This is a genomic window from Nocardiopsis sp. FR4, assembly GCF_009830945.1.
Classification (GTDB): Bacteria; Actinomycetota; Actinomycetes; order Streptosporangiales; family Streptosporangiaceae; genus Nocardiopsis.
Map to the genome: position 1 here is coordinate 305,868 of NZ_ML776454.1, position 26,518 is coordinate 332,385.

A 26,518-nucleotide genomic window follows, 5' to 3' on the forward strand; every position below is an offset into this window, starting at 1 on the left:
GCCCCTCGCGCGCGCCGGATGGGGGGTGGTCCGGCTCGGCCCGGCGGGGCCACCGCTCCCGCGGAGGCGTGTTCGGAGGACGGAGGGTCGCGGGTCCGGAACCGGGAGTGAAACCATCGTAGGAAGGAGACCGCTTTCCAGCCAGACTTTACGGGAATTTTCCGGAAGAATTTCGGAAAAGGATCATCGGGTCATGGGTGGAAAGGAGTGGGCACTGGACGGGGCCCTCCCCTGCCGGAAAGGGCCCCGCGGTCGGCGCCGTGGTGCTCGCTGGCACCCGACGTCAGGTCACAGTTGCACCTGACGGCCTCCGAGGGTCACGACGAGGCGACCGTCCGAGGCGAAGGACCAGCCCAGGGAACCGGTGTAGGAGGAGCACCGGGACCCGTTGGAGCCGGACCAGAACTGGTTCGAGCCGTCGGCGTTCCCGACGAAGCGGTCGGTCGACCCGCTGTCGCATGAGGTGTTGTTCCGGAACACCGAGGTGCCCGCCTCGAAGTTGAAGTTGCGCTGCGCGTTGCCGACGCTGAGGTTGTTCGACACCGTCATGGTGCCGGGGTTGCGGTTGTACGTGAACCCGTGCTTGCCGTTGTCGTAGGCGATACTGCGCCGGATGACGTGGTTGACCCCGATGTCCTCGCCGCCCAGCTTGTAGCCGTTGCGGTCGCCGCTGGGGTTCTGGGTGCCGTTGCTCAGGGTGCCGTTCCCGTAGGCGAGGGAGTCCTCGATGGTCACAGCGCCGATGGCCCCGGTGTCGGTCTTGGTGTAGAGGTCCCAGCCGTCGTCGATGTTGTGGTGGGCCACGGCGTAGCGGAAGACGTTGCCGGGGCCGGAGGTGAGCTTGGCGGCGAAGCCGTCGGCGTCCTCGCCGTCGGAGTCGGCGTTGTCGTGCGACTCAGCGCTCAGGATGAGGTTGTGGGACGGCCACTGGTCGCGCGGGGTGGTGGAGGAGATCCGGGAGAGCTGGAGCCCGGTGTCGCGGTTGAAGCGGGTCACCGTGCGTTCGAGGACGTTGTTGCTTCCGCCGACGAAGATCCCGTTGTCCCCGGCCCGCTCGACCACGATGCCGCGGACGTGCCAGAAGGACCCGTTCACGGCGAGCCCGCGGTTGGCGGAGTTCTCGCTCATGGCCGAGAAGTCCAGCACGGGGGTCTCACCGGGGTAGGCGAACAGTTCCGTGCGGTCCCCCGGGGTGCCGTTGTTGCCCTGGGGAATGGTGATCGTCTGCGAGTAACGGTAGGTGCCGCCCCTCACGTAGATCGTTCCGCCGGAGGCGACCCGGCCGATCGCCGAGGCGAGGGTCGTGGGGGCGGACTCCGTTCCGGCCGCGTTCGCGGTGCCGCCGGGCGCCACGTACAGCGCCGAGCCCGGAGGCGGCGGGGTGTCGCCCGTCTCTACGTCGAGGTAGTCGACGTTGGGCAGGCCCTCGGAGCCGGTGGGGTGGAGCCGGACGGTGTTGCCGCCCGACCCAAGGGGCACCGTGAGCGTCTTGGTCGCCCAGGAGTTCCAGGCGCCGGTGCCCTCGAAGGAGACCGACGCGATCGCCGAGCCGTTCACCACCACCTGCGCGGGGCGGGCCGAGGCGGTGCCGTTGGCGAAGCGGACCCGCAGGGTCGCGGTGCCCGACGCGGAGGCGTCCACGCCGAACTGGGTGTGGGCTCCGACGGTGTTGGTGCCGTTGCAGAAACCGCTGCCGGAGTAGCCGCTCCAGTCGGAGTCGATGGTGCCGGTGCACACGGCCGGGGAGTTCTCGGCCTCGTAGCGGGTGGAGGCCGCCTGCGCCGCGGTACCGGACAGAGCGACGAGCGAGCCCGCCAGCAGGACGGCGCACGCCGTGACGTGTCTGAGTTTCATGGTCTTCTCCAGGTCGGGGGGTGTGGGGGGTGGAGAGAGGAGGGGCCGGGTGCCGCACGGCGTCCGCCCCCTCCCCCCACGGAGAAGGAAAGCGCTTTCTGCGGAACGGTAAGCGCTTGCCAAGGTCGCGTCAACAGACCCTCGGCGTTTTTGTCCGCGCGGGGCGGGGTCGCCCGGAAACGGCGACGGGCCCCTTCCCGGGGGAGGACGACCGTGGTGGCCGGACGCGGGAACCCCCGGATGAGGGCGTGCTGACCGGCTGGCACGGCCAGACCCCGGACTACGCGCGCCACGGGATCGGGGACACCGGGTTCGAGGCCCCGCGGGGCGGACAAGACAGGCCGGAAAGGGGCGACGGGCAGGCCGGCGACCGCCGCGACGGCCCGCAACCCGGGCGAACAAGGGGTGCGGGCCGCCGGTGTGTCCTGGTCTCACCCGGTGTGCACCGGCACCCCGGCGCACCTCCTTATCCGGGTTCGGGGGGGAGGAGCGAGGGGAGGCCGCCCATGAGGCCGTCGAGTCCGGGGGACGGCGGCGGCCGGACTGGCGGCGGTGAAGGACCCGGCCGGGGTCAGGGCGGGGACGGTCAGCGTCCGGGTGGTGTTCTTCATGGCACTCCCATCACTTTCGGTGTCAGGTCGCGACTCCGTGTTGCGTACTCGCCCGCGGCCGCTACTCCTCCTGGGCGTCCAGCGAGACCGCGCTCAGGTAGGGCAGCGCGAAGGAGGGGAGGACCGGGCCGACCCCGTCGTCTTGGCGGGTGGTGCAGAACTTGCTGATCTCGCCCTGGGTCATCGGGCGGGTCTTGGGCACCAGCGTGCCCTTGGGGCGCCCGTCCGTGGCCTGCCCGGTGATCTGCCCGTTCCCGTACCACGCGATAGTGAAGAAGTCCGGCTCCTTGATGACCCAGATCTCTCCGGTGATGGTCTGGCGGTTGGCGGAGCGTTCCATCCACCCCAGGTGCTTGGAGCGCACCTGCATACCGTAGGTACTGGAGAACGTCTCCGACGTGGTCCAGGACATGCCGAAGGACATCGACATGGACGCCTTGACCACCTCGAAGAACGTGGCCTCCACACCCGCTGTGACCTCGAAGGACATCGTGCTGGACACCGTCTGCGACCACTGGAGTTCCATGGGGGCCGTGTCTTCGGTGCAGTTGGTGTAGAGGTCGGAGACCGCCTGGAAGGGCCCCGGAGCGAAGGTGAGCACCTGCGAGCGCACGATCACCTTGTAGCTCTTGTCCTTCAGGGCATCGTTCAGGAATTGCGCGCCGTCCGTGGTGGTGTAGTCGGCCGCGAAGAGGAAGTGCATGCCGTCCATGCCCTTTTTGTTGACCGGGTCGTAGCCCAGCTCGCGGATCTGCGCGTCGATCTTGGTGTTGTCCGGCTGGCGGGTGTCGGGCCAGTCCCCGGGGGCCGTGTCGGGGCGGGCGGGTGCCTGGGTCATGGGCGCTCCTGGTGAGCTGGTGCCGGGGCCGGTGCCCTGGCGGCTCCCTTGGGCCTGCCCGGAGCGAACCATGGGGGCACACGGAGGCCGGGAACGTCCCGTTATCTCTCGAAAACCTGGTGACCAGGTGGGCACCGAGAACGAGGGCGCGGCCCAACGCGAAAAGCCCCGCACTCCCTGTTCGTCAGGACGGTGCGGGGTTTTCCTGCGTCCGGGGCTCCTCGGACGAGGCAGGGGATCCGAAACCCCGGCACGTCACCGCCGTGGCGTGCCTACGTCACGCCGGACCGACGTACCCCTGGGGGGAGAGTCCCCTCCCCCGCCCCGGACCGACCGGGAAGGTGCGGTCACCGCCTACGGGTCTGGGGATCTCACCGGTTCCCGTCGGCATCGGGCGACCACCGCCCCGTCCGGGAGCAGGCACCCCGGGCCCGCTTCCTGGCACCGGGGGTGCCGACGGGGCGGTGGTCTGACCGACGCCTACCCCGGCCGGGGGATGACCATACGCGGCGGAGCGCTCCGGAACCGGGGGCCCGGCCCCCGGCGAGGGGGGTGCACGGGCTGACCGCGTACGCGGCGGCGGGGGTGCCCGCCGCCTGCCGCCCCGTGACCTCAGAGCGTCCTTGAAGCTGGTCGCGGGTTACTCGCCCCGCTGCCGGGCGCTCGGAAGGACACCCCTGGGCCTGCTGCGTTCTCGTCCGCGCGGGGCGGTGCCGCCCGGAAACGACGACGGGCCCCTCCCGGGGGAGGGACCCGTCCGCACTGCTCCCGCGATTGGACTCGAACCAATAACCTGCCGGTTAACAGCCGGCTGCTCTGCCAATTGAGCTACGCGGGATCGGGCGCCGCCTGGGGCCCCACGGGCCTCGGCGACGCCCCCAAGCCTAGCGCCTTCCGGAGGGTGCTCGCGACGCGTTTTCCGCCCGGTGCCGGTCCGCGGGCCTAGGACCCCCGCCGCCGGGAGAAGTAGGCGTTGGACCGCGGCAGGAACAGGAGCACGAGGGCGGTCAGGCCCATGAGGTTCGGGACGGTCCGGGCCAGGAGCTCGTAGGGCGTCACCTGGAACGCCGTACCGTCCATGGTGACGGTGATCAGGCTGATCAGCACGGCGAGGACGCCAACGGCGGCGACCACGGCACGGGCCCAGTCGAGGCCCAGGCGCACCAGGACGGCGAGGATGACGCCCAACACCGCGGTCAGCAGAGTGAAGGAGCCTGAGATGAGAAGCTGGCGAAGGCCGTTGCCCCCGTCCGCGGCGCGCATCTCGCTCCATCCCGTCGGGGCGATGACGAGCACGTCCAGCACCCAGGTGACGGGGCCTGCGGCGACGTAGGCGAGCAGGAGGAGGAAGGCGGCCTCCACCGCTCGGGGGCGTCCGGTGGTCTCCACGGTGGTGCCTGGCATCGGTCCTCGCTTGTCGCCGTACCCGGGAAAGGGGTGTGAGGGGAAAACCGGGGGCACGGGTCACCTGGATGGCCGTGACCTTACAGCAGGAACCGGGAGCCCGGCCAGCGGACCAGGTCGCGGACGGGAGAGGGGTGCGGAAACGACGACGGGCCCCTCCCGGGGGAGGGACCCGTCCGCACTGCTCCCGCGATTGGACTCGAACCAATAACCTGCCGGTTAACAGCCGGCTGCTCTGCCAATTGAGCTACGCGGGATCGGGCGCCGCCCGGGGCCCCACGGGCCTCGGCGACAGGTCTAGGTTAGCGTGCCCGCGGAGTGCTCGTGACCGGTGTCGGCATGTGTGCCCCAGCCCCCTCGGGGTAACGTCGAATCAGGATCCCGCCGATCGTCTCCAAGGCTGAAGAGGTACCCCATGCGCTACCGGATCACGTTCGCCGCCGGACTCGCCATCGGCTACGTCCTGGGGGCCAGGGCGGGCAGGGCCCGCTACGAGCAGCTCGCCCGCACCGCCCGCAAGGTGGCGGACAGCCCCGTCGTCCAGGAGGTCGCCGGTCTCGTCGGCGCCCAGGTCAGCAACGCGGGCCGCACCGTCTACGACAAGGCCGTGCACAAGGTGCCGGTCACGTCGCTGCGCGACTTCCTGGCCCGGCCCACCGACGAGGAGGCCGAGCTCGTCGAGTGGGAGGCCCACAGCTCCAACGGCACCCAGCCGCCGGGCGACGGGGGCGCGCCCGGCGGGGACCGCTAGTGGCCCTGTTCTCCAGGGGCGTACCCGCCGGGGTGCGCGCCCGGCTGGAGCGCGGCGAGCGCGTGCTGGCGCACGCGCCCGCCGCGGCCCGGGGCGGCGCCGAGGAGCCCGTCCTGGTCGCCACCACGCGCGCCCTGCACCTGCCCGACGGCCGCGCCGTGCCCTGGCAGGACATCGACCGGGCCCGCTGGACCCCCGACACCCTCACCTTCCTGGAGGAGAACTCGGGAGAGCACGTCGTGGCGCTGCGCTCAGGCCCCGGCACCGACGGCGTGGACTACCGCCGCCTGGCCGAGACCGTCTCCGAGCGCGTCACCGCCACCATCCTGGTCAACCGCTTCGTGCCCTTCCCCGAGCCTGACTCCGCCACCGGCTTCCGGCTGGTGGCGCGCCGTCCGCCGGGGGGCGCCGAGGTCTCCTGGCGCGTCCACCTGGGCGAGGGGGTCGACCCGGACGACCAGCACCTGCCCGACGCCGTCTCCCGGGCCCTGGCGGAGCTGCGCGACCAGATGGGCGTGTAAGCCCCCTCCGGAGGCCGCCGCGGGCCGCCTCACCGGTGGCGCGTCCGGCTCACCGCTCGCCGAGCCCCCGGGCCAGGACCTCGGCCAGGTGCAGGGCCCGGCGGCCGGTCCCCTGGCCGATCTGGGTTCGGCAGCTGTAGCCGTCGGCGAGCACGAGGGTGTCCGGGCCGGCCGCGCGCACACGGGGCAGCAGTTCGCGCTCGCCGATGGCCGCGGACACCTCGTAGTGGCCCTCGGTGAAGCCGAAGTCGCCCGCCAGGCCGCAGCACCCCGAGTCCAGGACCTCGCCGTCGATCCCGGCACGGGCGATCAGCGCCCGGTCGTCGTCGAAGCCCATCACCGCGTGCTGGTGGCAGTGCACCTGGGCCAGGGCCGAGGCGTCGATCCGCGGCGGCCGCCAGTCGGGCGCGTACTCGTTGAGGAACCCGGCCAGCGTGCGCACGGCCGCGGCCACCCTCTCGCTCTCGGGCCCGGGGAGCAGCTCCACCAGGTCGTGGCGCAGGGCCGCGGTGCAGCTGGGCTCCAGCCCCACCACGGGCAGGCCCTCCTCCACCAGCGGCGCCAGGGCCCGCACCGCGCGGCGCATGACCGCGCGCGCCACCTCCAGCTGTCCGGTGGAGACCCAGGTCAGGCCGCAGCACACCTGTCCCCGGGGCAGTACCACGCGGAACCCCGCGTCCTCCAGCACGCGCACGGCGGCGGCGGGCACGCCCGGGTTCATGTGGTTGCCGAAGGTGTCCGGCCACAGCACCACCCGCGGCCCCTCGGTGCGCGCCCCACCGCGTGCGGCGCGGCGCCGGAAGGCCCGGGTGAAGGTGGTGCGGGCGAAGGAGGGCAGGTCGCGTTCGGCGGCCACGCCCGCCAGCCGCTTGGCCAGGCGGGAGACCCCGGGCAGCCGGGTGGCGCGCTCGGCCTCGGCCGGGGCGAGCGAGGCCAGGCGCGCCCAGACCGGCAGCCAGCCCATCGAGTAGTGGGCGGCCGGGCGCACCCGCCCCCGGTAGTGCTGGTGCAGGAACTCGGCCTTGTAGCTGGCCATGTCCACGTTGACCGGGCAGTCGCTCAGGCAGCCCTTGCAGGACAGGCACAGGTCCAGGCTCTCGCGCACCTCCTCCGAGCGCCACCCGTCCGTGATGACCTCGCCGTTGGCCATCTCGAACAGCAGGTGGGCGCGGCCCCGGGTGGAGTGTTTCTCCTCCTGGGTGACCTGGTAGCTGGGGCACATCACGCCCGGCCCCTCCTGGCGGCGGCACTTGCCCACGCCCGAGCAGCGGCGCAGGGTCTTGGCGAAGTCGCCGCCGTCCTCCCGGTAGGCCAGGGCGGTCCGCGACAGCAGCGGGAGGGTCGGGCGGGTGTCGGCGGCCACCCGCACGTCGGCGTCGAGCGGCAGCGGATCGACGATGATGCCGGGGTTCATGAGGCCCTCGGGGTCCCAGACGCGTTTGAACTCGCCGAAGGCCCGGATGAGGCGTTCGGGGTACATGCGGGCGAGCAGCTCCGAGCGGGCCTGGCCGTCGCCGTGCTCCCCCGACAGGGAGCCGTTGTGCTTGACGACGATCCCGGCGGCCTCCTCCATGAACTCCCGGTACTCGCGGCGGCCGCGCTCGTGGGTGAGCTCGAAGTCGATGCGCACGTGCAGGCAGCCGTCGCCGAAGTGCCCGTAGACCACGCCGAAGCGGCCGTGGCGCTCCATGAGGTCGTCGAAGTCGCGCAGGTAGGCGCCCAGGTTCTCGGGGGGTACGGCGGCGTCCTCCCAGCCGGACCAGGCCTCGGCCCCGGTGGGGGTGCGCTGGGTGAGTCCGGCGCCCTCCTCGCGGATGCGCCAGAGCGCCTTCTGGTGGGCGGGGTCGGCGACGACGAGGGCGTCCTGGGGGCGGCAGGCGCCGGAGAGATCGGCGATCATGCGCTCGGCGGCCTCGGCCGCGCCCTCGCGGTCGGGCCCGGCGGTCTCCACCAGGAGCCAGGCGCCGCCCTCCGGCAGCGGGACCCGCGGCCCCGAGCCGTGCCGGTCCAGATCGGCCACCATGCGGGAGTTGATGCCCTCCACGGTGAGCGGGGAGTGGCCGAGCAGGTCGGGGACGGCGTCGGCGGCCGCGGGCGCGTCCAGGTAGCCCAGGACGGCCAGGGCGCGGGCGGGCGGCGACTGGACCAGGCGCACGGTGGCGCCGAGCACGAACACGCAGGTGCCCTCGGTGCCCACCAGGGCGGCGGCGAGGTTGCGCCCCTTCTCCGGCAGCAGCCGGTCCAGCGCGTAGCCGGACACCCGGCGGCGGAAGTCCGGCATGGCGGTGCGCAGTTCGGCCCGGTACTCCTCCACCAGACGGGCCAGGGCCGCGTGGATCCGGCCCTCGCGGCCGGGGCGGGCGGCCAGGGCCCGCATCTGTTCGTCGCTGTCGTAGGAGCCGACGGTGAGCCGGGTGCCGTCGCTGAGCAGCACGTCGAGGGAGACGATGTTGTCGGCTGTGGTGCCCCAGGCCACCGAGTGGGAGCCGCAGGCGTTGTTCCCGACCATGCCGCCGATGGTGCAGCGGCTGTGGGTGGAGGGGTCGGGGGCGAAGGTGAGCCCGTACTCGGCGGTGGCCTTGCGCAGGTCGTCCAGGATGACGCCGGGCTGGACGGTGGCGGTGCGGGCCTCGGGATCGATGCGCTCGATGGCGCGCAGGTGGCGGGAGGTGTCGATGACCACGCCGGTGCCGATGGAGTTGCCCGCGATGGAGGTGCCCCCGCCCCGGGGCACGACCGGAACACCGTGTTCGGCGCAGGTCCGCACGGCCGCCACGCAGTCGTCGACGGTCTCGGGGACGACCACGGCCAGCGGTACGCGCCGGTAGTTGGAGGCGTCGGAGGTGTAGAGGGCGAGGGTTCCCGGATCGAGGGCGACCGTGCCGCGGACCCGGCTCTCCAGGTCGCGGCGCAGGGCGGTCACGTCGGTGCGGTCTGTGGTGCTGTACGGGTCGGCCATGGTGTTCAGCGTGGCGGGTGCGTCGGCGGCGCCGCAAGGGCGCCGCGCGAGCCCGTCCGCGCGCGCGGGGGTTCAGCCCCGCAGGGAGGCGTCCATGGCTCGGACCAGCTCGCCGGAGGGGTCCATGTCCAGGTTCCAGACCATGAGGCCGCCCAGGCCCCGCTCGCGCACGTAGGCGCCCTTGAGTTCCACGACCTCGGGGGTGTCGTAGGTCCACCACTGGTCGCCGTCGTAGGTCCAGGCGGCGCCCGCCTCCTCGTCCACGAAGTGCTCGCCCCCGCGCTCGCGCAGGTCGGCGTAGGCCATGGTGGGGCCGTCGTAGGCGTCGTCGGCGGGCCCGTCCGCCGGCTGGCCGAGGCCGGAGTCGGCGGGGTACACCCCCTGCCAGCCTCGGCCGAAGGCCGGAAGGCCCAGGACCAGTTTGTGCCGCGGCGCGCCCAGGTCCAGGTAGCGCTGGACGGCGCGGTCGGCGCTGTTGGCCTCCGGGTTGAACGCCGGGGGGTACAGGTTGGAGTGGTAGGCGGTCTGCTCGTTCCAGGGTCCGGCGAAGTCGTAGCCCTGCACGGTGGCGAAGTCGACGTGGTCGAAGACCTCCTCCTCGTAGGCGTCGGAGGAGCCGCTCCCGCCGGGCAGGGACACGGACAGGACGTAGTCGCGTCCGGTGCGGCTGGACAGGTCGTCCATCTGGCGGCGGAACTCGGCCACCAGCAGGGTGAAGTTGGCCGCGTCGTCGGGGTGCTCGACGTTGTCGGAGGCGCCCCCTCCGCCGGGCCACTCCCAGTCCAGGTCGATGCCGTCGAAGATGCCCGCGGCGGAGCCCGGTCCCCCCTGCGGCTCGTCCCCGAGCACCGGCAGGTTCCCGAGCAGCCACAGGTCCAGGCAGGAGGAGACGAAGGCCCGGCGGGACTCCTCGGTGCGCGCGGCGGTGGAGAAGTGCGTGGACCAGTTCCAGCCGCCCAGGGACAGGCTGGCCCGCAGGTGGGGGTGTTCGTCCTGGAGCAGGCGCAGCTGGTGGAGGCTGCCCGCGAGCCCCTGGTCGTAGTCGTCGGCCCGCCCGTCGACGCTCTCCTCGGCCTCGTAGCGGCGCTGGTACAGCTCCCAGGGCTGGTCGTGGTTGCCCGGGATGTGGCACAGCCCCTCCGGGCTGACGTCGCCGAAGGCCCACATGAGGCGGGTCAGGTGCGCGGGGGCGCCGCTGGCCTCCAATTCCTTGACGGTGTAGTCGCGGTTGGCCACGTTCCAGTCGGCGAAGTAGCCGATGCGCTCCAGCTCCCGGGTACTCGCCGCCACGAAGACCCCCGTGATCAGTACGGCGGCGGCCAGGACCGCGCCCAGGACGCGCAGGCGGCGCCGCGGCCGGGCCCCGTCACCGCGTGTGGATGGAGAGGCGTTCACAGTACGACCGTAGACGGCCCGGGACGGGAAACCGGGTGTCTGGCACAGGTCGGCCACAACAGGCCGTTCCGGAACCCGGGGAGGGGCCCGCGCGTTGGTCGTGGGTGTTCCCGGCGTCAGTCGGCGATGAGGAAGTCGCGCAGGGTGCCCGCCCGTGAGGGATGGCGCAGCTTGGCCAGGGTCTTGGCCTCGATCTGGCGGATCCGCTCCCGGGTCACCCCGAACTCGCGTCCCACCTCCTCCAGGGTGTGCGGATGGCCGTCGGCCATCCCGAACCGCAGCCGGATGATGCGCCGCTCGCGGTCGGAGAGCCCGGCCAGGATCGCGCCCAGGTGCTCCTGCAGGACGGTGAAGGCCGCCGCCTCCACGGGGACGACCGCGTCGGAGTCCTCGATGAAATCACCGAAGTCGGACTCCTCCTCGCCGATGGGCGACTGCAGCGAAACCGGTTCGCGGGCGAGCTGCTGGATTTCACGGACCCGTTCGCCGCAGAATCCGGCGGCCGAGGAGATCTCCGCGGTACTGGGTTCGCGGCCCAGTTGCTGGTGCAGTTGGTGCTGCACCCGGACGATCTTGTTGATGGTCTCGACCATGTGCACGGGAATACGGATCGTGCGCGCCTGGTCGGCGATAGCCCGGGTGATGGCCTGGCGAATCCACCACGTGGCGTAGGTGGAGAATTTGAAACCCTTGCGGTAATCGAACTTCTCCACCGCGCGGATCAGTCCGAGGTTGCCCTCCTGGATGAGGTCGAGGAAAAGCAGACCCCGGCCCATATACCGTTTGGCGATGGACACGACCAGCCTCAGGTTGGCCTCGATGAGGCGCCGTTTGGCCCGACTGCCCTCCTCCACCAGGGCGCCGAGCTCCTCGGCCGTGCACCCGTCCGCGGCGCGGCGCTGGGCGTAGAGGCCGACCTCGATCGCCTTGGCCAGGTCCACCTCCTCCTCCGCGGTCAGCAGGGGCACCCGGCCGATCTCGCGCAGGTAGAGCCGGACCAGGTCCGAGCCCGAGCGTCGGCCCGGATCGGCGAGCGGCCCGGCGTCGTCGGGGTCGGTGACCTCCACACCGATCCGGGACAGGTGGACGACCGCCTGGTCCAGGAAGTCGGGTGGCGCGTCCAGCCGTTCCAGCGCCGAGGCGACCTCGCCGCGGCTGACCGGTCCCCGACCCGCGTCGGGGAGCAGCCGGACCACCTGTTGAACGGGCGGCGTTTCGTTGGTCACAACTGTGGGAGCCACGCCCCCCATTGTGCCCGCACGGGTACCGGAAAAGGGAGAACTATTATTGTCACCCCGCTGCTACATAGCGGGTGGTCACTCCTCGGCGAGTGCGCGTCTTTCCTGCTCAAGGCGGAGCAACTCGGTGGACAACCGCAGGTACTCCTCGGGTTCCGAGACCTGGTCGAGCCGCGAGAGCTGGGACTTGAGGTTTATTTTTCTCCGATTGATGGAATGAGTCTTGATTGTGCCCAGTATTTGCTGGGCGTAACGCTCGTCGAGTTCTCCGTAGAACTCCAGTTGTTCGACCGCCAAACGGGTGAGGAAATCACGCTGCGTGTCGTTGGGCGCGGCCTCGCGCAGCCCGGCGACCCAGGCGGCGGGGTCGTGCGCGGCGGCCACCCCGCCATGGTCCGCGACGAGCCTGAGCACGGCCCGGTGCTGGGGGACGGTGAAGTCCTCCTCGACGAGCCGGTCGAAGCCCGCCGCCAGTGAGGGGTACTGCAGGGCGAGCTTGAGCGCCTGGCGTTCGCGCTGGACCGAGGGGTCGCCGAGGTCGTAGGGGGCCTCCCGGGCGTCGGGGGTGGGAGCCGGGCGCGCGGCGGGCACCTCCCGGCGCCGACCCGGCCGGTCCCCCCCGCGCATGTGCTGGCGGACCCGGCGCAGCACGAAGGCCTCGTCCATCAGGCCCAGCCAGCGGTCCAGGTTCTTGCCGTAGGACAGGCGCACGCCCTCGTTGCGGATGCTGGCCACGACCGGGGCGGCGGCGTCCAGGGCGGCGATGCGCCCCTCGGCCGTGGTCAGGTCGTAGCCCTCCATGACGTTGCGGATCATGAACTCGTACAGCGGCGCGGGGTGCTCCACCAGGTCCACCACGGCCTGGTCCCCCTGTTTGAGGCGCAGGTCGCAGGGGTCGAGCCCGTCGGGCTGCACGGCGACGAAGGTCTCGGAGGCGAACCCGTGCTCCTCGGCGAAGGCGCGTACGGCCGCCTTCTGGCCCGCCTTGTCGCCGTCGAAGGTGAACACCACGCGGCCGCCCTGGTTGGAGCGGCCCAGCAGCATCCGGCGCAGGATCTTGAGGTGGTCCTCGCCGAAGGAGGTGCCGCAGGTGGCCACGGCGGTGGTCACGCCCGCGACGTGGCAGGCCATGACGTCGGTGTAGCCTTCGACGATGACCGCCTGGCTCCGCTGGGAGATGTGTCGCTTGGCCAGGTCGAGGCCGTAGAGCAGGCGCCCCTTGTGGAAGATGGGGCTCTCGGGTGAGTTGAGGTACTTGGGGCCGTCCTCCTCGGGGTCGAGCTTGCGGGCCCCGAAGCCCACGACCTCGCCGGTGACCTCGCGCACGGGCCACAGCAGCCGGTTGCGGAAGCGGTCGTAGGCGCCGCGCCGTCCCTGGCTGGCCAGGCCGCCCTCCACCAGTTCGGCGTCGGTGAAGCCCTTGCGGCGCAGGTGGGCGGTGAGGTTCTCCCAGCCCGCGGGGGCGTAGCCGAGGCCGAAGTGCTCGGCGTGCGCGCGGTTGAAGCCGCGTTCGGACAGGAAGCGCCGCGCGGTGACCGCGCCGGGGGCCAGCAGCTGCTCGGCGTAGAACTCGGCGGCGGCCCGGTGGGCGTCCAGCAGGCGCTGGCGCTTGCTCTCGTCGCGCCGGGCGCTGCGCCCGCCCTCCTCGTAGCGCAGGGTGACGCCGATCTGGCGGGCCAGCGCCTCGACCGCCTCGGTGAAGCTCAGGCTCTCCATCCGCTGCAGGAAGGTGATGGTGTCACCGCCCTCCCCGCAGCCGAAGCAGTACCAAAGGTTTTTGGCTGGGGTGACGTTGAAGGAGGGGGACTTCTCGTCGTGGAAGGGGCACAGCCCCTTGAGCGAGCCGCCTCCGGCGTTGCGGAGTTGCAGGTACTCACCGACCACGTCGGCGATGGGGGTGCGTTCGCGTACGAGCGCGATGTCTTCGTCCTTGATCCGGCCTGCCACGCTGTCCAGGGTAGTTCGCCCCGGGGACGTTCCCGTCGTCGTCCCCGGCCCGGCCCCCGTGCACGGCACGGACCGAGCCGTACGGCATGGGTCCGGACGGTGACCGCACCCGCCCGGGCTTTCCCTTCACTCCACCCCCCGGACACCTCCCGGTCGTTTCGGCGCCCGGCCGCCGTGGCAGCGTGATGGCCTCCACTCCCATGCTTCGAGGAGGATCGGCGAGGTGCGTGCATCCCCCCACACGTCCGGCCGGGGCGCGTTCTGGTTCGTGGTCGTCGCCTCCGTGCTCGCGGTGGCCCTGGCCGTCGCGCTCGGGTTCGTCGTTCTCGGGCGCGTGTTCCAGAGCACGACGCCGGTACAGGGCCTGGTCGGCTCGGAGAAGGTGGAGCTGTTCACCGACGAGCGGGTCCGGGACCGGTTCGCGGAACTCGGCTACGAGGTGGCGGTGCGGGCCCGGGGCTCGCGGCTGATGGCCGAGGACCCCGGGGAGGCCGACTTCCTCTCCCCAGGATCAGGCCAGGCCGCGGAGTACGTCCGGCGGCTGCACGGCCTCGGGGACGAGTACCGGCCCTTCAGCACGCCGATGGTCGTGCTCAGCTACCGGCCCATGGTGGACGCCCTGGAGGAGGCCGGGGTGGCGCACCGGGCCGAGGACGGCACCTGGTCCTTCGACCTGGCCGCCTACCTGGAGCTGACCGGGGAACGCGTCCGCTGGCGCGACCTGCCCGGGAGCGCGGTCAGCTCCAGCAACCGCAACGAGGTGCTGGTGCGCACCACCGACCCGCGCACCTCCAACTCCGCGGCGATGCACGTGGCCGCCCTGTCCTACCTGCTCAACGGCGAGGAGGTGGTGCCCCCCGGCGGCGTGGACCGCGAGCTCACGGACACGCTCTCGCGGCTGTTCCTGGCCCAGGGCCATCCTCCGGAGTCCTCCCAGCAGCCCTTCGACCAGTACCGCGACCTGGGCGCGGGGCACACGCCGCTGCTGTGGGCCTACGAGTCGCAGTACGTGGACGCGATGGTCAACGGGCCCGCGCTCGCCGAGGACGCCGTGGTGCTCTACCCGGCCCCGACCGTCTACTCCGAGCACAGGGTCGTCCCGTTCACCGACGCGGGCGCGGAGGTCGGGCGGCTGCTCACCGAGGACGAGCGGTTGCAGGAGCTCGCGGCGGAGCACGGCTTCCGCACGCAGGCCGGGAACTCCTTCGACGACCTGGTGGCCGAGCACGGGCTGCCGGTGCGCACCCGCCTGGACGACGTGGTCAACAGCCCGACCCACGAGGCCATGGAGGGCCTGCTGACCGCGATCGAGCAGGCCTACAGCGACAACGGGATACGCCCGCCCACGGCCGACGAGGCGGCCCGCGGCGGCGGGAGCTGACGTCATGCGGACGAACACCGGACACGGGAGCGGGGAACGGGTGCTGGGAACGGGAAGGGTCCGCGCCGCGTGCGCGTCGGGGCTGGCGGCGGTCCTGCTGGCGACGGGCTGCGCCCCTGGCGGCGGGGAGCCCGACGTGACGCTGCGGGTCCTGGCCGGCAGCGAGCTCGCCGACCTGGAGCCGCTGCTGGAGGAGGTCGCCGAGCGCACCGGGGTGACGGTGGCGCTGGAGTACCGGGGCACCCTGGACGGGATGGCCCAGATCGCCGCGGGCGACCGCGAGGGCGAGGCGGGGACCTACGACGCGGTCTGGTTCGCCTCCAACCGCTACCTCGCCCTGGACGGGGGCGCCCGGTCGGCCATCCACGCGGAGACCCCGATCATGGTCTCCCCCGTGGTCCTGGGCGTGGCCGCCGACCGTGCCGAGGAGCTGGGCTGGACCGGGGGCGCCGAGGTGACCTGGTCGGACGTGCACGAGGCGGTCGCGGCGGAGGACTTCACCTACGGGATGACCAACCCGGGCGCCTCCAACTCCGGCTTCTCGGCGCTGATCGGCGTGGCCGCGGCGATGGCCGACACCGGCGCTGCGTTGAGCACCGAGGACGTGAAACGAGTGGGCCCCCAGCTCGCGGAGTTCTTCCAGGGGCAAGAGGTGACGGCGGGGTCCTCGGGGTGGCTGACGGACGCCTACGTGCGGCGCGCACGGGAGGGCCGGCCGGTGGACGGCCTGATCAACTACGAATCGGTGATCCTGTCCCTGAACGACGCCGGCGCCCTGCCCGAACCGCTGACCGTGGTCTACCCGGCCGACGGCGTGGTGACCGCCGACTACCCGCTGACACTGCTGTCGGAACCCTCCGAGGAGGTCCTGGCGGGGTACGAGCGGCTGGTGGAGGACCTGACCTCGGCGGAGACCCAGCAGCGGATCGCCGACCAGACGCGGCGGCGCCCCGTCAACGGGGAGGCCGAGCTGTCCCCGCCCGTCCCCTCCCTGGTGGAACTGGCCTTCCCCTCCAGCCGTGAGGTGGTGGACGGACTGGTGGCCGACTACTTCGCCACGCTGCGCCGCCCGGCGCGCACCGTGTACGTGCTGGACGTGTCGGGGTCGATGGAGGGCGACCGGCTCGCGGAGCTGAAGTCGGCCCTGCAGGCGCTGACCCGGGCGGACGGCGGTTCGCTGTCCCGCAGCACGCAGACCTTCCAGGAGCGCGAGGAGGTCACCCTGCTGCCGTTCGCCACCGAACCCGCCGAGCCGCTCAGGTTCGTCATGGAGCCGGGTGCGGCACGAGAGGCCAACGCCGACCTGGCCGCGGCGGTGGAGGACCTGGAGGCGCTGGGCGACACGGCGGCCTACGACGCCCTCGTGCGGGCCTACGAACTGCTGGAGGAGGACTACTCCGGCCCCGACGACGAACGTCTGATGTCGGTGGTGCTCATGACGGACGGCGTCGTGAACACGGGCACCGACCTGGAGGGGTTCGGGGAGTCGCTGGCGGAGCTGCCGGACGCGGTGGCGGGGGTGCCGGTGTTCACGGTGCTGTTCGGCGAGTCGGACGTGCCCGAGATGACCGAGCTCGCCGAGATGACGGGCGGGCGGGTGTTCGACGCCCGCGAGGAGGAGCTGGAGCGGGTGTTCCGGGAGATCCGGGGCTACAGCTAGCTGCGGCCCCGGACCTCCCGGGTCCTCAGGAGGAGGAGGCCCGGGCGGGCGCGGGCGTCCTGCCGCCCCCGCCGCCCCCGCCTCCGTTCCCGTCGCGCCGCCGCGTCAGGGGCAGGGAGACGGAACGCCCGGAGGTGGCGCGGCGCTTGTTGTAGATGTCGAAGGCCACGGCGAGCAGCAGCACCAGGCCCTTGATGAGCTGCTGCCAGTCCACGCCCAGGCCGATCAGCGACATGCCGTTGTTGAGCACGCCCATGACCAGGGCGCCGATGACGGCCCCGACGACGGTGCCCACGCCCCCGGAGGCGGAGGCGCCGCCGATGAAGGCCGCCGCGATCGCGTCGAGCTCGAACATGGTCCCGGCGCCGGGTGTGGCGGCGTTGAGCCGGGCGGTGAACACCAGCCCGGCCAGCGCCGAGAGCACGCCCATGTTGACGAACACCCAGAACGTGGTCCGCTGGGTGCGGATGCCGGACAGCGCGGCGGCCTGCTCGCTGCCGCCGACGGCGTACACGCGCCGCCCCATGGTGGTGGAGCGCATGACGAACGAGTACCCGGCGATGAGCGCGATGAGCAACACGCCCACCACGGGCAGGCCGTTGTACTGGGCCAGCACGTAGGTGAAGGCGAGCACCGCCGCGACCACGACCGCCGAGGAGGCGGCGGTGACCCCGGCGGGCGGGACCGGGAGTCCGTGTCCGATCGAGCGCGACCGCGCGCGCCACTGGACCCACACGATGGCCGCGGCCCCGGCCGCGCCCAGCACCAGGGTGGGCAGGTGCAGGCCCTCTCCCTGGAGGGGCAGGAAACCGCTGGACAGGGAGCGCAGGTTGGCGGGCAGGGGGGCGATGGACTCCCCGCCCAGTACCGCCAGGGTCGCGCCGCGGAACACGAGCATCCCGGCGAGGGTGACGATGAAGGCGGGCACGCGCACGTAGGCGATCCAGAAGCCCTGCCAGGCGCCGATGAGGGCGCCCAGGAGCAGGGCCAGGGGCACGACCACCACGGTGGGCAGCCCCCAGGAGGTGAGCATGATCGCCGACACCGCGCCGGTGAACGCCACCACCGAGCCGACCGAGAGGTCGATGTGCCCGGTGACGATGACCAGCATCATCCCGATCGCCAGGATCAGGATGTAGGAGTTCTGCATGATCAGGTTGGTGACGTTGAGCGGGGTGAGTAGCAGTCCCCCGGTCAGGATCTGGAACAGCACGATGATGGCCACCAGGGCGATGGCCATGCCGTACTGGCGGGCGTTGTCCCGCATCAGGGCGGCGCCGAGCCGGGACAGGCGTGAGGTGGTGGTCGGCTCTTTCACGGGCGGTCCCCGGTTCGTGTCATCAGTCTCATGAGGGTCTCCTGGTCGGTCCCCGCGCGGGGGACCTCTCCGGTGATGCGCCCCTCGCACATCGTGTAGATCCGGTCGCACATGCCGAGGATCTCGGGCAGCTCGGAGGAGATGAGCAGCACGCAGGCACCGGCCGCGGCGAGTTGGCGCACGATGAGGTAGATCTCGTACTTGGCGCCCACGTCGATGCCCCGGGTGGGCTCGTCGAGGATCAGGAGGTCGGGCTGGGTGAACATCCACTTGCCCAGGACGACCTTCTGCTGGTTGCCGCCGCTGAGGGTGCGCACGGTCTGGGTGGTGCCGTGGCTGCGGACGCGCATCCGCTCGCTCATCCGCTCGGCCTCCACGGCCTCCAGCCCGGGATCGAGGACCCCGTGCCGGGAGATCCGGCCCAGCGCCGCCATGGTGGTGTTGTGCCGGATGTCGTCGTCGAGGAGCAGGCCGAGCGTCTTGCGGTCCTCGGGCACGTAGGCGATGCCGCCGCGCACGGCCTCGGCGACGCCGCTGGTGTCGAGTTCGGTGCCGTCCTTGAGCACGGTGCCGCGGACGTGGCGGCCGTAGGAGCGGCCGAACAGGCTCATGGCGAACTCGGTGCGCCCGGCGCCCATGAGGCCCGCCATGCCCACGACCTCCCCGGCACGGACGGTGAGGTGGGCCCCGTCCACCACGCGCCTCCCGGCCTGGGCGGGGTGGTCCACGGTCCAGTCGCGCACCTCGAAGCGCACCGGGCCGATCTCGCCGGTCCGGTCTGGGTAGCGCTGGTCGAGGGCGCGGCCGACCATGCCGCGGATGACGCGGTCCTCGTCCACCGAGGGGGTGCCCTCGGCGTCGCGTTCCACGGCCAGGGTCTCGATGGTGCGGCCGTCGCGCAGGATGGTGACCTCGTCGCACACTCGCATGATCTCGTTGAGCTTGTGCGAGATGAGGATGCAGGTCACGCCCTGCTCGCGCAGGTCCAGAAGCAGCTCCAGCAGCCGGGCGCTCTCCACCTCGTTCAGTGCCGAGGTGGGCTCGTCCAGGATGAGCAGCCGGACCCGTTTGGCCAGGGCCTTGGCGATCTCCACGAGCTGGCGGGCGCCCACGCTGAGCGCCGAGACGGGCGTGGCCGGGTTCTCGTCCAGCCCCACCCGGCGCAGCAGCTCCCGGGCCCGGGCGTGGGTGGAGCCCCAGTCGACGATCCCGAAACGGGACCGCTCGTGGCCGAGGAAGATGTTCTCGCTGATGGACAGCTGCGGGATGAGCGCCAGCTCCTGGTGGATGATGGCGATCCCGGCGCGTTCGCTGTCGGCGACCCCGGAGAAGGCGCAGGGCTCGCCGTCCACGAGGATCTCCCCGGTGTAGGAGCCCGCGGGGTGGACCCCGCTGAGCACCTTCATCAGGGTGGACTTGCCCGCACCGTTCTCCCCCATGAGGGCGTGGATACGGCCGTGTCCCACGCTCAGGGACACGCCGTCCAGGGCGCGCACCCCGGGGAACTCCTTCTGGATGTCGCGCATCAGCAGGAGCGGCCCGCCCGGGGCGGCGGGCCGCCTCTCCTGGTCTGTCATTGGAGGTCGGACTCCTCGTAGTAGCCGCTGCCGATCAGCACGTCGTGGTAGTTGTCGACGTCGACGGAGACGGGTTCGAGCAGGTAGGAAGGGACGACCTTGACGCCGTTGTCGTAGGTCTCGGTGTCGTTGACCGGGACCTCCTCGCCCGCCAGGAGCGCCTCGACCATGTCCACGGTCTGGGTGGCCAGGGCCCGGGTGTCCTTGAACACAGTCTGGGTCTGCTCCCCGGCGATGATGGACTTGACCGAGGCGGCCTCGGCGTCCTGGCCGGTGACCACGGGCAGGGGCTTGCTCTCGGTGCCGTAGCCGACGGCGCGCAGGGACTCGATGACGCCGAGGCTGATGCCGTCGTAGGGCGAGAGCACCGCGTCCACGTCCTCGCTGGAGTAGTGGGCGCTGAGCAGGTTGTCCATGCGGGACTGGGCGATGGAGCCGTCCCAGCGCTGGGTGGCGATCTGCTCCATGGAGGTCTGGCCGCTGCGGACCTCCAGGGTGCCGTCGTCGATGTGGGGCTGCAGGACCGACATCGCCCCGTCGTAGAAGAAGTAGGCGTTGTTGTCGTCGGGTGAGCCGCCGAACAGCTCGATGTTGAAGGGGCCCTCCTCGTTCTCCAGGTCCAGGGCGTCGACGATGTACTGGCCCTGGAGGACGCCGACCTCGAAGTTGTCGAAGGTGGCGTAGTAGTCGACGTTCTCGCTGCCGCGGATGAGGCGGTCATAGGCGATGACGGGGATGTCGCTGGAGGCGGCCATGTCCAGGACGTCTCCGAGGGCCTCGCCGTCGATGGCGGCGATGACCAGGACGTCGGCTCCCCGGGTGATCATGTTCTCGATCTGGGAGACCTGGTCCTCCACGACGTCCTCGGCGTACTGCAGGTCGGTGCCGAAGCCGCGGGCCTCGAACTCGGCGACCATGTTCTGGCCGTCGTTGATCCAGCGCTCGGAGGACTGGGTGGGCATGGCGATGCCGACGGTTCCGGCCTCGCCCTCGGAGCGGGCGGCGTCGCCGACGCCGCCGCAGCCGGTGAGCAGGAGCGCGGCGCCGAGCAGGGCCAGCGCCTTGGTGGTACGGGGGGTCATGGGCTGCGCCTTTCCGTTCACTTGCGGGGGATGGAGAGGGTGAGGGCGGTCCAGGAGACCGGGGGCAGGGTGACGGTGAGCCGCCCTCCGTCGAGCCGGGCGGTCTTGTTGGGCTGGGGCGCGACCCGGTCCGGATCGTCCATGGTGTTGGCCGCGTAGACGTCCTCGTCCGCGAGGGTGAGCGCCTCGGCCACCCCGCTCGGATCGAGTTCGCGCAGGTCAGCCTCCAGAGTAAGCGGCTGGTCGGTGGAGCGGTTGACCGCGAAGAGCGCGGCCCGCCCGGTCTCGGAGTCGGTGGTGACCGCGGCGTCCAGGACGGGCACCTCACCGTACTTGGCGGTGTCCTGGACGGGGGCGGTGACCTCGGCGCGCAGCACGTGGCCGGAGGCGGCGGCCGCGGTGAGCGCGAAGGGGTGGAAGATGGTCTGCCGCCAGGCCGCCCCGCCGGGCTCGGTCATGATCGGGGCGATCACGTTGGCGAGCTGGGCCTGGCTGGCGGCGGTGACGCGGTCGCTGTGCCGGAGCAGGCTGATGAGCATGTTGCCGACCACGACGGCGTCGGCGACGTTGTACTGGTCCTCGATGACGCGGGGGGCCACACGCCAGTCGTCGGTGGGCTGGACCTCGGCCTGGGCCTGGTGGCGGCTGAGGTACCACACGTTCCACTCGTCGAAGGAGAGCTGGATGCGCTTGCGGTTGCCCAGCCTTGCACCGACGGCGTCGGCCGTGGAGACCACAGACTCGATGAAGTGGTCCATGTCGGTCACCGAGCCGAGGAAGCTGGCCAGGTCGCCGTCGTGCTCCTCGTAGTAGGCGTGCAGGGAGATGTACTCGACGGCGTCGTAGGTCTCCTCCAGGACGGTGGCCTCCCACGCGCCGAAGGTGGGCATGGCCGATCCGGAACTGCCGCACACGACCAGTTCGAGGTCGCGGTCGGCCATCTTCATGGCGCGGGCCACCTGGGCGGCCTTGCGGCCGTAGGAGCGGGCGTCCAGGTGGCCGATCTGCCAGGGGCCGTCCATCTCGTTGCCCAGGCACCACATGCGGATGTCGTAGGGGTCGGCGTGACCGTGGGCGGCGCGCAGGTCCGACAGGTGGGTGCCGGAGGGGTGGTTGGTGTACTCCAGCAGGTCCAGGGCCTCCTGGAGGCCGCGGGTGCCGAGGTTGACGGCCATCATCGGTTCGATGTCCATGCGCCGGCACCAGGTCATGAACTCGTTCAGGCCGAACTGGTTGGTCTCCAGGCTGTGCCAGGCCAGGTCGCGGCGGACGGGGCGCTGGTCCTTGGGGCCGATCCCGTCCTCCCACCGGTAGCCGGAGACGAAGTTGCCGCCGGGGTAGCGCACGGTGGTCACGCCCAGCTCGCGGACCAGGTCGGCGACGTCGCGGCGGAACCCGTCGGCGTCGGCGGTGGGGTGGTCGGGCTCGTAGACACCGGTGTAGACGCAGCGGCCCATGTGTTCCACGAAGGAGCCGAAGGTGCGGCGGTGGACGGGGGCGAGGGGGGTGGCCGCGTCGACGCGGAGCGAGGCGTTGAGCAAGGGTTCTCCTCCTGTGGTGGGCGGGTCCGGCCCGCGGGGGCCGGACCCGGTGCGGTGCGGGTCAGCGGACGTACGGCCAGCCGTCGGCGGTCCAGTGCAGCCTGCGGATCGCCATGCGGAAGTCGAAGTCGGGTCCGAGGTCGGTGTCGTAGTAGTGGTAGGCGAGCAGGCCGCCGGAGACGGACTGGCCGCCCGACCCGGTGATGGTGCCCTCGTCGGCGAGGATCACGGTGCCGCCGCCCTCGAGCAGGGGCACGCCGTCGGCGTCCAGGTAGGGACCGGTGACGTCGGCGGAGCGGCCGACCGCGATCTTGTAGTCGCTCTCGACGCGGCAGCAGTGGTCGAGGGAGACGAACAGGTAGTAGTAGCCGTCGCGGTGCACGATGTAGGGCGCCTCGACGGCGTTGGGGGGTTCCTGGCGGTCGGCCAGGTGCAGCACCTCGGCGCCCTCGGCCGCCCGGCCGCTGGGCCAGTCCAGTTCCACCATCCGGATGCCGCTCCAGAAGGAGCCGAAGGTCATCCAGTGGCGGCCCTCGGCGTCCTCGACCACGCCGGGGTCGATGGCGTTGTAGGGGTCGCCGGGGAAGGACTCGAACACCGGGCCCCGGTCGGCCCAGGCGTAGTCGGGGTCCTCGGGATCCAGGGTGGTGTTGGTGGCCAGGCCGATCACCGAGCGGTTGGAGCCGAAGGTGGAGGCCGAGTAGTACAGGTAGTAGGTGCCGTCGGAGTGGTGGATGTCGGGCGCCCACAGGGTCTCCACGCCGGGGACGGCCTCGGTGAGCCAGTCGGGCTTGGTGTCCCAGACCGTGCCGGTGTAGGTCCAGTGGCGCCCGTTGCGCGAGCTGCGGATCTGGATGTTGCCGTCGCCGATGTCGGGGTTGCCGGTGCCGAAGACGTACCAGTCCTGCCCCCTGCCGCCCTTGTACAGGGCGGGGTCGTGCACGCGCAGCCCTCCGGTGAAGGGGTGCTGGTCCTCGGGCTGGTATCCGCTCAGGGGCAGGCCGGGGTTGTTGGGCGGGCGGTCCCAGTCCTTCGGTGCGGCCGAGGCCGGGGCGGTCAGGGCCGTGGCGGCGACCACGGATGCGGTCAGCGCGGCGGCGAGCACCGTCGCGGTGCGGGTGAGCGGGTGTGGCATGAGGGGCTCCTGGGGGTCGGGGGAAGCGTGTCAGCCCTTGATCCCGGCACCCGCCACACCCGTGACGATGTGCCGCTGGAAGAGCAGGTAGACCACGAGCAGGGGCAGGGCGCCCAGCACGGCCGAGGCCATGACCTGCGCGTACTGGATGCCGTACTGGCCGAGGACGGTGCCCAGGCCCACGGGCAGGGTCATCATCTCCGGGTCGTTGACCACGATGAACGGCCACAGGAAGTTGTTCCACGCGCCGATGAAGGTGAAGATGCCGACGGCGGTGAGGATGGGCCGCGACAGCGGCAGGATGACGTTCCACAGCACGCGCAGCGGTCCGGCGCCGTCCATCTTGGCCGCGTCCTCGTAGTCGCGCGGGATGGCGTCGAAGAACCGCTTGAGGATGAACACGAACACCGGGGCGACCACCTGGGGCAGGGCCACGCCCCAGTAGGTGTCCACCAGACCGAGCTGGGTCATCAGCACGAACTGGGGCACGATGAGCACCTGCGGCGGGATGAGGATGCCGCCGATGACCAGGGCGAAGAGCCAGCCGCGGCCGCGGAAGTCGAACCGGGAGAAGCCGTAGGCGGCCAGCACGCACACGACGAGGGTGAGTGCGGTGACGATCGTGGTGGTGATGAGGGAGTTCATCGTCCAGCGGACGATGTCGCCGCGGCCCAGGACCTCCGCGTAGGCGTCCAGGGTGGCGTTGGGGGTGAACCAGCTGGGCGGCATGACGGTGGTCTCGCCCTCGGGCTTGACCGATGTGGCGAAGGCCCACAGCAGGGGGACGAACCACAGGATCCCGGCCAGGGCGGCGACCGTGTACAGCGCGGCCGAGCCGACCGTGACACGCCGTTTCCGGGAGGTCCGGGGCGGGCGCGCGGGGGCCGAGACGGCGCGCGGCGCGGGGGTGGTGGCGGGGGCTGGTGCGGCCATGGTCAGCCCTCCTTCCGGGAGAACAGGCGGAACTGGGCGATGGAGGCGGCGATGATGAGGACCATGAAGATGTAGGCCATGGAGGAGGCCAGGCCCACGCGCAGCCCCACGAAGCCGGAGTCGTAGATGTACTGGATGACGGTGCGGGTGGCGAAGTTGGGGCCGCCCATGGTCATGAGGTAGATCTGCTCGAACACCCGCAGTGAGCCGATGAGCTGGAGGACCGCGATGAGGGCGGTGGTGCGGGTGAGCATGGGCAGGGTGATGCGGGCGATGCGCTGCCAGGCGCCCGCGCCGTCGATGGCCGCCGCCTCGTAGACGTCCTTGGGGATGGACTGCATGGCGGCCAGATAGAGCAGGTAGTTGAAGCCGACCTGCCACCAAGCGGTCGCGATGACCACGGAGATCATCGCCGTGTCCTCGCTGAAGAGCCACTCGGGGCCGGTGATGCCGAACCGCTCCAGGGTGCCGTTGAACAGCCCCAGGCTCGGGTTGTACATCCAGTTCCAGATGAGGGTCATCACCGCGACGGGCAGCACGAACGGCGCGAAGAAGGACAGCCGCAGGAACCACCCGAGCCGACGGGCGTGGTCGGTGAGCAGGGCCAGGCCGAGCGCGAGCAGGACCATGACGGGCACGCTCAGGACCGTGAACCACAGCGTGTTCCACAGGGAGTCGTACAGGTCGGGGTCGGTCAGGCTCTCCCGCCAGTTGTCCGTCCCGATGAAGGAGATCTCTCCCCCGGCCAGGCTGCGGTCGGTGAAGGTGTAGCCGAGGCCGAGCACGGAGGGCCACAGCAGGAACAGGGCGTAGAAGGCCAGGAAGGGCAGGGTGAACCACAGGCCCGTCCACGTCGTGGGCCTGCGCCGGACGTCGACGAGGCCGCGGGGGGCGCGCGGCGCCGTTCCGGCGGAGGTGCTGGGCGCGGGGGCGCGGGTCTGGCTGGTCATGGTGGGCACTCCCTTCCCTACACCGGTGACGGGACGGTCAGCAGGTCGCGGATGATCCGTTTGAGCTGGTCCAGGGCCTGCTCGGGGGTCTGGGTGCCCTGGTGCAGGGTGGTCAGCGGGCCGGCGGCCTCGTCCTGGAGGCGCCCCGCCGATCCGCTGAACCAGGCCTGGGGCTCGAACTGCACGTTCTCGGCGGCCTCGCGGTACTCGGCCTGGGGCTGGAGTGCGTCGTACTCGGCGCTCTCCACGACCGGCTGGTAGGCGGGGATGTGCCCGCCCCGGGCCCAGGTGAGGCTGTTGCGCAGCATCCACGCGGCGTACTCCACGGCGGCCCGGGTGCGCTCGGGGTCGCGGTCGCGCTGGTGGGGGAAGACGTAGCAGTGGGAGTCGCCGCGGGTGCGGTGGTTGCCGAACACGGCCGGGAACTGGGTGGCCGAGAAGTTGGTCCCGGCGGCCTCCAGGGTGGGGATCTCCCAGTTGCCGTGGATCATCAGCCCGGCCCGGGCGTTGACCAGGTTGGCGGCGGTGTCGGCGTCCCGGGAGTGGCGGGGGGAGAGCCCCTCCTCCGAGAGCCGGTAGAGCACCTCCATGGCGGCCAGGGCCTTGTCGTCGTCCATCTCGTAGTCGTCCTCGCCGAAGACGATGTCGCCGTCCTGCTGGCGGTAGAGCGCCCAGAAGTTGGACCAGGGGTTCCAGGTGTCCAGGGACAGGCCGTAGGCGCCGGTGACGCCCTGGATCTCGCGGAGCAGGTCGAGGTAGTCGTCCAGCCCGGAGACCTCCACGAGCCGGTCGTCGGCGTCCAGCACGCCCGCCTCGCGGCACACGTCGAGGTTGTAGTACTGGATGAGGACGTGGGTGTCGATGGGGATGGCGTAGAGCTGGCCGTCGAAGAAGCACTTCTCCCAGATGTTGGGCAGCACCACGGTGTCGTCGATGCCCGCCTCGGCGAGTATCGCGGGGTCGATGGGGTCCAGCAGCCGCCCGGGGGCCAGGCTCTCCAGCCGGGAGATGTGCACGGTGGCGATGTCGGCGCCCCGGCCGCCGGCCGCGCCCATGGCGACCTTGGTGTAGAAGGGCGCCCCCCACGTGAAGGTGGTGGCGCGGAAGTCGACCCCGGGGTGCTCGGCCTGGTAGGCGTCGTGCATCTCGATCATGCGGTTGCCGTCGCCGCCCGCGAACAGGTTCCACTGGCGCAGCCGGGTGCGGCTGGTGAGCAGGGCGTCGGGCGGAGCGCAGCCCGCGACGGCGAGTCCGGCGGCGGCCGCCAGGCCCGCGCCGAGCACGGCGCGGCGGCCGGGGCCGGAGGACCGGCCGGAGCCGGGGAGAGGGCCGGAGAGGGCGGCCCGGAAGGGTGTGGGGGATGGTGGTGGTGCTTCGCGCACGGTGTTCTCCTTGCGCCTGAGGGGGTGGAGGGCCCCGCCCG

At 71.6% G+C, this 26,518-nt stretch carries 19 protein-coding genes and 2 tRNA genes; 4 read left to right on the forward strand and 17 right to left on the reverse strand.

All coding sequences use genetic code 11. The features are described from left to right. Window positions 1–288 precede the first annotated feature (288 nt). The 5 genes from FYW95_RS01320 to FYW95_RS01340 all read right to left on the reverse strand — a co-directional run bounded on the left by FYW95_RS01320 (window position 289) and on the right by FYW95_RS01340 (window position 4,964). Window positions 289–1,854, reverse strand: coding sequence for a carbohydrate-binding protein (locus tag FYW95_RS01320; protein ID WP_159940014.1), 1,566 nt, complete (start codon window positions 1,852–1,854; stop codon window positions 289–291). A gap of 672 nt (window positions 1,855–2,526) precedes the next feature. Then, on the reverse strand, window positions 2,527–3,303 hold the full coding sequence (locus FYW95_RS01325) for a hypothetical protein (RefSeq protein ID WP_160049882.1): 777 nt from the start codon (window positions 3,301–3,303) through the stop codon (window positions 2,527–2,529). Window positions 3,304–4,068: 765 nt separating this feature from the next. Then, window positions 4,069–4,141: transfer RNA gene (locus tag FYW95_RS01330), tRNA-Asn, on the reverse strand. Window positions 4,142–4,245: 104 nt separating this feature from the next. Beyond that, window positions 4,246–4,707: a hypothetical protein gene (locus FYW95_RS01335; RefSeq protein WP_159940010.1), complete on the reverse strand. Its 462-nt coding sequence runs from the start codon at window positions 4,705–4,707 to the stop codon at window positions 4,246–4,248. A gap of 184 nt (window positions 4,708–4,891) precedes the next feature. Continuing rightward, window positions 4,892–4,964, reverse strand: a tRNA-Asn gene (locus FYW95_RS01340). A gap of 158 nt (window positions 4,965–5,122) precedes the next feature. Here FYW95_RS01340 and FYW95_RS01345 point away from each other — a divergent pair. Both FYW95_RS01345 and FYW95_RS01350 read left to right on the forward strand, forming a co-directional pair. Then, window positions 5,123–5,458 carry a hypothetical protein gene (locus FYW95_RS01345; RefSeq protein WP_159940008.1) on the forward strand — a complete coding sequence of 112 codons (336 nt, stop codon included), beginning with the start codon at window positions 5,123–5,125 and terminating at the stop codon, window positions 5,456–5,458. Continuing rightward, complete coding sequence (locus FYW95_RS01350; RefSeq protein ID WP_159940006.1) at window positions 5,458–5,979, forward strand: hypothetical protein; 522 nt, start codon at window positions 5,458–5,460, stop codon at window positions 5,977–5,979. The genes FYW95_RS01345 and FYW95_RS01350 overlap by 1 nt, the downstream gene beginning before the upstream one ends. Before the next feature lie 49 nt (window positions 5,980–6,028). Here the strand turns inward: FYW95_RS01350 and FYW95_RS01355 are convergent, their stop codons facing one another. From FYW95_RS01355 to dnaG, 4 genes are all read right to left on the reverse strand, one after another. Next, window positions 6,029–8,938 (reverse strand): FAD-binding and (Fe-S)-binding domain-containing protein, encoded by a 2,910-nt coding sequence (locus FYW95_RS01355; protein WP_160049883.1) that lies wholly within the window; start codon window positions 8,936–8,938, stop codon window positions 6,029–6,031. 72 nt (window positions 8,939–9,010) lie between these two features. Further along, on the reverse strand, window positions 9,011–10,333 hold the full coding sequence (locus FYW95_RS01360; RefSeq protein WP_159940002.1) for a glycoside hydrolase family 18 protein: 1,323 nt from the start codon (window positions 10,331–10,333) through the stop codon (window positions 9,011–9,013). Window positions 10,334–10,449: 116 nt separating this feature from the next. Beyond that, the gene (gene rpoD / locus FYW95_RS01365; RefSeq protein ID WP_201294594.1) at window positions 10,450–11,583 is read right to left on the reverse strand and encodes an RNA polymerase sigma factor RpoD; all 1,134 of its coding nucleotides are present in this window, start codon (window positions 11,581–11,583) and stop codon (window positions 10,450–10,452) included. A 66-nt stretch (window positions 11,584–11,649) separates the two neighbouring features. Further along, window positions 11,650–13,518 carry a DNA primase gene (gene dnaG / locus FYW95_RS01370; protein WP_160049884.1) on the reverse strand — a complete coding sequence of 623 codons (1,869 nt, stop codon included), beginning with the start codon at window positions 13,516–13,518 and terminating at the stop codon, window positions 11,650–11,652. 223 nt (window positions 13,519–13,741) lie between these two features. On the opposite strand from dnaG, the gene FYW95_RS01375 reads away from it, so the two are divergent. Together FYW95_RS01375 and FYW95_RS01380 are read left to right on the forward strand one after the other, a co-directional pair. Continuing rightward, the gene (locus FYW95_RS01375) at window positions 13,742–14,899 is read left to right on the forward strand and encodes a hypothetical protein (RefSeq protein WP_160049885.1); all 1,158 of its coding nucleotides are present in this window, start codon (window positions 13,742–13,744) and stop codon (window positions 14,897–14,899) included. A gap of 4 nt (window positions 14,900–14,903) precedes the next feature. Then, complete coding sequence (locus FYW95_RS01380; protein ID WP_160049886.1) at window positions 14,904–16,559, forward strand: VWA domain-containing protein; 1,656 nt, start codon at window positions 14,904–14,906, stop codon at window positions 16,557–16,559. A gap of 25 nt (window positions 16,560–16,584) precedes the next feature. On the opposite strand, the gene mmsB is transcribed toward FYW95_RS01380, so the two are convergent. From mmsB to FYW95_RS01420, 8 genes are all read right to left on the reverse strand, one after another. Further along, complete coding sequence (gene mmsB / locus FYW95_RS01385; protein ID WP_159939994.1) at window positions 16,585–17,877, reverse strand: multiple monosaccharide ABC transporter permease; 1,293 nt, start codon at window positions 17,875–17,877, stop codon at window positions 16,585–16,587. Then, window positions 17,874–19,454, reverse strand: coding sequence for a sugar ABC transporter ATP-binding protein (locus FYW95_RS01390; RefSeq protein ID WP_159939992.1), 1,581 nt, complete (start codon window positions 19,452–19,454; stop codon window positions 17,874–17,876). The genes mmsB and FYW95_RS01390 overlap by 4 nt, the downstream gene beginning before the upstream one ends. Beyond that, the gene (gene chvE, locus FYW95_RS01395) at window positions 19,451–20,536 is read right to left on the reverse strand and encodes a multiple monosaccharide ABC transporter substrate-binding protein (RefSeq protein ID WP_160049887.1); all 1,086 of its coding nucleotides are present in this window, start codon (window positions 20,534–20,536) and stop codon (window positions 19,451–19,453) included. Before chvE ends, FYW95_RS01390 begins: the two co-directional genes overlap by 4 nt. Before the next feature lie 17 nt (window positions 20,537–20,553). Further along, window positions 20,554–22,077 (reverse strand): arabinosylfuranosidase ArfA, encoded by a 1,524-nt coding sequence (locus FYW95_RS01400; protein ID WP_159939988.1) that lies wholly within the window; start codon window positions 22,075–22,077, stop codon window positions 20,554–20,556. Between the two features lie 61 nt (window positions 22,078–22,138). Then, window positions 22,139–23,212 (reverse strand): arabinan endo-1,5-alpha-L-arabinosidase, encoded by a 1,074-nt coding sequence (locus FYW95_RS01405; RefSeq protein WP_159939986.1) that lies wholly within the window; start codon window positions 23,210–23,212, stop codon window positions 22,139–22,141. Between the two features lie 30 nt (window positions 23,213–23,242). Continuing rightward, complete coding sequence (locus FYW95_RS01410; protein WP_159939984.1) at window positions 23,243–24,145, reverse strand: carbohydrate ABC transporter permease; 903 nt, start codon at window positions 24,143–24,145, stop codon at window positions 23,243–23,245. Window positions 24,146–24,147: 2 nt separating this feature from the next. Then, window positions 24,148–25,095, reverse strand: a complete 948-nt coding sequence (locus tag FYW95_RS01415; protein WP_159939982.1) for a carbohydrate ABC transporter permease — start codon at window positions 25,093–25,095, stop codon at window positions 24,148–24,150. Between the two features lie 17 nt (window positions 25,096–25,112). After that, entirely contained in the window at window positions 25,113–26,477 is a 1,365-nt protein-coding gene (locus FYW95_RS01420; protein ID WP_160049888.1) for an extracellular solute-binding protein, read from the reverse strand. Window positions 26,478–26,518 lie beyond the last annotated feature (41 nt).